The sequence below is a fragment of the Streptomyces sp. NRRL S-495 genome (genome assembly GCF_000966955.1).
GTDB lineage: Bacteria > Actinomycetota > Actinomycetes > Streptomycetales > Streptomycetaceae > Kitasatospora > Kitasatospora purpeofusca.
In genome coordinates, this window is sequence record NZ_JZWY01001286.1 from 1 (window position 1) to 506 (window position 506).

Annotated in this window: 1 protein-coding gene; it reads right to left on the bottom strand. The window is 78.9% G+C overall.

Annotated elements, in window-relative coordinates; genetic code table 11:
• Positions 1–506 (bottom strand): AMP-binding protein (locus VR45_RS41205; protein WP_045945111.1); only part of this gene is annotated, 506 nt, incomplete at both ends.

Genomic DNA, 506 nt, shown 5'->3' on the forward strand with positions numbered 1-506 from the left:
GTGTAGATGACGTAGGCGGCGTGCTCGGGGCCGAGCTCGACCTCCGGTTCCCCGGTGGGCAGCTCCGCCCAGGGCGCGGCGTCGGCGGGCAGCACGGTGTGGCCGGCCAGCACCTCGGGCAGCGGCCAGGCGTCGGTGCTGAGCACGGCGGCCGGGCGGGCGTCGGCGAGCATGCCCGCCAGCCGGTCGCGCGGGTAGTCGGAGTCCAGCGGCAGGTAGGCGGCGCCGGCCTTGAGCACGGCGAGCAGGGCGACGATCGACTCGGCGGAGCGGGGCACGGCGAGCGCGACCAGCGACTCGGGGCCGATCCCGGCGCCGGCCAGGCCGTGGGCGAGCCGGTTGGCGCGGGCGTTCAGCTCGGCGAAGCTCAGCCGCTGCTCGCCGAAGACCAGGGCGGTGGCGTCGGGGGTGGCGGCCGCCTGGGCGGCGAACACGGCCGGGACGAGCTGCCCGCCGCCGGGGCGGGCGGTGTCGTGCCAGCGGGCGAGGTCCTCGCGGCCCTCGGC